Annotated in this window: 5 protein-coding genes; 1 reads left to right on the top strand and 4 read right to left on the bottom strand. The window is 75.1% G+C overall.

Translation table 11 applies throughout. From position 1 onward, the window contains the following. Positions 1–1,407: FAD-dependent oxidoreductase (locus G3I41_RS29595; protein ID WP_164403566.1), on the bottom strand; the 1,407-nt coding region annotated here is incomplete at its 3' end. Positions 1,408–1,447: 40 nt separating this feature from the next. Further along, entirely contained in the window at positions 1,448–3,022 is a 1,575-nt protein-coding gene (locus tag G3I41_RS29600) for a class I adenylate-forming enzyme family protein (protein WP_164403568.1), read from the bottom strand. Positions 3,023–3,202: 180 nt separating this feature from the next. Between G3I41_RS29600 and G3I41_RS29605 the strand changes: the two genes are divergently transcribed. Further along, positions 3,203–3,691 (top strand): nuclear transport factor 2 family protein, encoded by a 489-nt coding sequence (locus tag G3I41_RS29605; RefSeq protein ID WP_164403570.1) that lies wholly within the window; start codon positions 3,203–3,205, stop codon positions 3,689–3,691. Positions 3,692–3,697: 6 nt separating this feature from the next. Here the strand turns inward: G3I41_RS29605 and G3I41_RS29610 are convergent, their stop codons facing one another. Continuing rightward, positions 3,698–4,597: an MBL fold metallo-hydrolase gene (locus G3I41_RS29610; RefSeq protein WP_164403571.1), complete on the bottom strand. Its 900-nt coding sequence runs from the start codon at positions 4,595–4,597 to the stop codon at positions 3,698–3,700. Next, positions 4,598–4,861: an acyl carrier protein gene (locus G3I41_RS29615; protein WP_164403573.1), complete on the bottom strand. Its 264-nt coding sequence runs from the start codon at positions 4,859–4,861 to the stop codon at positions 4,598–4,600. Between the last annotated feature and the right edge of the window lie 205 nt (positions 4,862–5,066).

Genomic DNA, 5,066 nt, shown 5'->3' on the forward strand with positions numbered 1-5,066 from the left:
CTGGGCGGCCGCGGTGACGGCGACGCCCACGGGCACGTCGCCGGGTCCGGTGCCGCCCGCGCCGAGGAGCAGGCTCCACCGCACGTCCCGCAGCTCGTCGGCGAACGCCTCGCGCACGGTGGGCTCCAGGCCGTCCAGCGCGACGCCCCGGGCGCGGCCGCCCGGGGCGGGCCCGGTGGCGGCGGTCCCGGGGGTGGTGAGCGGGGACGCGCCGTAGCCGATGCGCAGCCCGGACATCCCGCCGAGGACCTTGCGCTGGATGGCGCGGCGCAGCGGGGTGACGTTGCGTACGACGGTGAAGACGACGGGCAGCACGGCGGCGGCGAGCAGGTTCTTCAGCTGCACGAGGACGGTGGCGGTGCGGGTGGAGTCGAGGAGGGCGGCGCCGATGGGCACGCGCTCGGCGCCGTAGCTGTCGAGCAACCGGTCCGCCGCGTGGCCCTGTTCGACCTGGGCGAGCTTCCAGGCCAGGTTGTACGCCTCCTGGATGCCGGTGTTCATGCCCTGGCCCGAGGCGGGGCTGTGCACGTGGGCGGCGTCACCCGCGACGAAGACCCGGCCCTCCCGCATCCGGTCGACCCGGCGCTGCTGGAACGTGAAGACGGACGTCCACTCGCTGGGCCCGACGGCGACCGGGCGGCCCAGGCCCTTGGACAGCTTCGCGCCGAGGCGTTCCTCGACGCCCTCAGCTCCGTGGTCCGGCACGGTGTCGAGGAGGCGCCAGTGGCCCTCGCGGGCGTAGGGCACCATCATCAGGGCCTGGCCGCCGGTGTGCGCCCAGTAGATGGTGTCGGGCGGCAGGTCCATCGTGACGGGCACGTCGGCGAGCATCCACGTCTCGCTGCTGGTGCCGGCGAGTTCCAGGCCGAGGAGCTTGCGGACGGTGCTGTGGCCGCCGTCGCATCCGATCAGCCACGAGGCGTCCACGGTGCTCCGGGCGCCGTCGGCGTCCTCCAGGGCCACCCGCACCCCGTCCGGGTGCTGGTCGAGACCGGTGAGCCGGACGCCCCACTCGATGGCGACGCCGAGCCGGGCCACCGCCTCGCGCAGGACGGCCTCCGTGTCGGTCTGGCCGATGACCAGCGTGAAGGGGTACGCGGTCGGCATCGACGCGTAGTCGGCCTGGAGGCGGACCAGGCGGCGGCCCTCGGCGTACATGGTGAAGGCGGCGTTCCGGCGGCCCCGGGCGAGCATGGCGTCCACGACGCCCATCTGGTCGTACGTCTCCAGGGTGCGCGGGTGGGTGGCGACGGCGCGGCTGGTGCGCGCGGGGCCGGGGGCCGCGTCGATCAGGCGGACCCGCAGGCCGCGGCGGGCCAGTTCGTGGGCGGCGGTCAGGCCGACGGGGCCGGCGCCCGCGATCAGCACCTGCGGCGGGGCGGCCTGTTCCGTGCCGGAGTTCACCATGGTCGGTCTCCCGGGGTGGTGAGGCGGATGGGCTGGGCGGTCACAGGGCGGCGCTGGCGCGCAGCTTCTGCCGGACGGCGCGGCGCCGGGGCTTCCCGGTGGGGGTGCGCGGCACGGTTTCGATGGCCTCGGCGAAGCGGATCCGTTCGAAGCGGCCGAGGCGTTCGTTGGCGCGTTCGGTGATCGCGTCGAGCATGTCGAGCACGCCGTGGCCGAACGGGTCGCCGCCCGCCCCGGCGCCCTCGCGCAGCACGATCCCGGCCCACACCAGGGCGCCGTGCTCGGGGTCGGGCCAGTCCGCGACCAGGCAGTCGGCGACCCGGGGGTCGTCGGCGAGAATCCGCTCGATGCGGCTGGGCGACACGATCTCGTTGTCGTACTTGAAGACGTCGGCGAGCCGGTCGACCAGGGTCAGGTTGCCCTCGTCGTCCAGGCGCCCGACGTCACCGGTGGCGAAGAAGCCGTCCGCGTCGATCCGGGCGGGGTGCCCTTCGCCGAGGTAACCGGCCATCAGCTGCGGCCCCCGCACCATGACCTCGCCGGCCGACCAGGGGCCCAGGGGGCGCCGGGTCGTCAGGTCCACGATGCGGCACTCGGTGCCGGCGACGGCGGAGCCGACGGTGCCGTGGCGGTAGCGGCCGGGCCGCTGGCTGTGCGTGAGCGGGGACAGCTCGGCCATCCCGTACCCCTGGATGACGGGCACGCCGAGCCGTTCCTCCAGGACACGCGCCACCTGCGGTCGCAGCGCCGACCCGCCGGACAGCACGGCGGTGAGCCGCGGCGCGTCCGGCGCACCGCCCGCCGCCAGGCGCTCGTCGGCGGCCAGGGCGTGCAGCCGGGCGGGCAGCCCGTAGTAGTGCGTGGCCCCCGCGTCAGCGGCGGCGCCGAGTGAGGCGAAGGGGTCGGGGTCCTGGCAGAGGACCTGGCAGGCGCCCGCGTAGAGGGCCGAGTTGAGGTGCATGACGTGGTAGAGCGGCAGGTGGTTGAGGGTCACCGACGCGCCGGTCAGGCCGTGCGCGTCGGCGGTCTGCCACGCGTTGGCGACCACGTTGCGGTGGGTCAGCAGGACCCCCTTCGGGGCGCCGGTGGTCCCGGTGGTGAACTGCACGCACGCCACGTCGTCCGGGGATGCGGCGGGCCCGGTGTACGGCTGCGCGCCCGCGATCAGCTCGTGCAGCGGGACGGCGCCGGCGGGGGCCTGCCCGTCCATGACGACGACGGTGCGCAGGGCGGGCAGCCCGGGCGCGATCCGTGTCAGGGACGCGGCGGTGGCGGCGGGCGCGAGGACGGTCTCGGCGCCCGACGTGGAGAGCACGTGGCGCAGCCCGTCCGGCGGAAGCAGCGGGTTGACCAGGACGACCGTGGCACCGGCCCGCACGACCCCGTGGTACGCGGCGGCGAACTCCGGGGTGAGGGTGTGGGTGACCCCGACCCGGGTGCCGCGGCCGGCGCCCGCCGAGGAGAGCCATCCGGCGATCCGGTCGGCGTAGGCGTCGAGTTCGGCGAAGCGCAGCACGCGGGTCGCGGTGCGCACGGCGGTGCCGTCGGGGTCGCGCCGCGCGGCACGCCGCAGCAGTCCGTCCACCAGGAGTTCGCCGTACGGGGTGTCGCGCACCGGGGTCCCCTTCCGTCGTCCACCGGCGGTCTTTACCTCCGGATTGCCTTCACCCTCCGCCGGTGCGCTTGAGGAATCTTTGAAGAGCGCTCGATCAGCACCACGGAAGGTGGGAGAGAACCGCCCGAAGAAACCGCCGAAGAACCGCCCGAAGACCCTGCGGACGAGAAGGAAGACACGATGACGGCCGACACCGCACACCACACCGGACCCGCGCCGGACACCTCGGACTTCGGTTCGCTGTACGCCGAGGTGCAGCAGTTCTACGCCCACCAGATGCAGCTCTTCGACCGGCACGAGGCCGAGCGCTGGGCCGCCACCTTCACCGAGGACGCCGTGTTCAGCGTGCCCACGCTGGACAGCCCGGTGCACGGACGAGCGGAGCTGGCCGCCAACGTCCACCGCAACCGGGCCCGCCAGGAACGGGAGGGCGGGCAGCTGCGCCACTGGATCGGCATGCTCGACGTGGACGCCCGCCCCGGCGGCGTCCTGCACACCCGCGCCTACGCCCTGGTCTTCGCGACGGCGCGCGGCGGCGTGCCCGCGGTGTCCCGGTTCTGTGTGATGGCGGACGAGCTGGTGCGCTGCCGGGGCCGGCTGCGGGTACGGAGCCGCGTGGTGTCGCGGGACGACCTCACGGCCGGCTACCCGGCCCCGGTGCTGGTGTAGGACGCGTCAGGCGCGGCAGACCGGCAGACCGCCGTGGTACCGGGCCATCTCCTGGAACAGCGCCCCGATGTCGAGGGGCGCGCCCGGGAGGGCGCCGCGCTCCTCCGCGTACGCGCGGTGCAGATTGGGCACCAGGCGCTCGGGGTCCAGGAGCTCGGCGTAGGGGCCGGGCCCCGCCTCCCGGGCGAGGTCGTACGGGGTCAGGCCGGCGGCGACGCCCTCGCGGGCGAGCTCCTGGAGGCGGCGGAAGTACCCCGCGTCGGCGTCGAGGAGTTCCGGGCCTCCGACGGGCCCGTGGCCGGGGACGACCGTGAGCGGTTCCAGGGCGCGCAGCGCGGCGAGGGCGCGCAGGGAGCCGCTGACCGAGCCCATGGGGCAGAACGGGGTGACGCCGTTCATCACCACGTCACCGGCGAACAGGACGCGCGGCCCGGGCAGCCACACCACGGTGTCACCGCGGGTGTGCGCGGGCCCCACGTGCAGGAGTTCGGCCCGCAGCTCCCCCACGTACAGCGTCATCCGCTCCTCGAAGGTGACCTGCGGGACGACCACCTCCAGGTCCCCCCAGCGCACTTCGGGCCAGAGCCCCGTCAGGTGCAGACCGGCCGCGGCGGCCTCGTCCCGGGCCCGCGCGTGGCCGACGACGACCGCCTCGGGGAAGACGCAGTTGCCGAAGGTGTGGTCGCCGTGGAAGTGCGTGTTGACCAGATACCGGGGCGGCCCGGCCGTGACCGCCAGGACCCGGGCGCGCAGGGCGCGGGCCCGGTCCAGGGTGGCGACGGTGTCGACCAGGGCGCTCTCGCCGCCGTCGGCGAGCAGCCCGGAGTTGTTCAGGCACCAGCCGCCGTCGCCCTGCACATGGGCGTGGACACCGTCGGCGATCTCGGTGAGCCGGCCGTCCCGCATTCAGGCCGCCGTCCGTGCGGCCAGCGCCCCGTTGACGAGGTCGAGGTACGCGCGCGGGGTCTGCGCCTCGTCCAGCGCCTCCTCGTCGAGCGCCACGTCGTGGTCGCGCTCGATGACTCCGGTCACCTGGAGGAGCGCCAGCGAGTCGTAGCCCAGGTCGAGGAAGAGGGTGTCCTGGGCGGCCTCGTCCAGCGGCACGCCCTCGTCGCTGCCGGCGGCGTCGCGCAGCAGGGCGGCAAGGTCGGTCAGGTGCAGGCGGTCCACGGGTGTTCCCTTCTTGGTACGGGTGCGTTGGGCAGGTGCTCGGAGGTGTGCGGCGCTCACGCGCGGGGTGCGCGGCGGAGCGGTGGTGCGAGAGGGCCCGCGCCCCATCCGTACGGCGCTCACGCGCGGGGCGCGCGCACCACGGCCGCCGCGTTGAACCCGCCCCGGCCGCGTGCGAGGACCAGGGCGTGCCGCAGCCGCGCCG

The sequence above is a fragment of the Streptomyces sp. SID9727 genome (assembly GCF_010550605.1).
Classification (GTDB): domain Bacteria; phylum Actinomycetota; class Actinomycetes; order Streptomycetales; family Streptomycetaceae; genus Streptomyces.

Excerpts from the sequence above, each read along its gene's own strand:
- G3I41_RS29610 (WP_164403571.1), bottom strand. The coding sequence starts at position 4,597 with ATGCGGGACGGCCGGCTCACCGAGATCGCCGACGGTGTCCACGCCCAT.
- G3I41_RS29605 (WP_164403570.1), top strand. The coding sequence starts at position 3,203 with ATGACGGCCGACACCGCACACCACACCGGACCCGCGCCGGACACCTCG.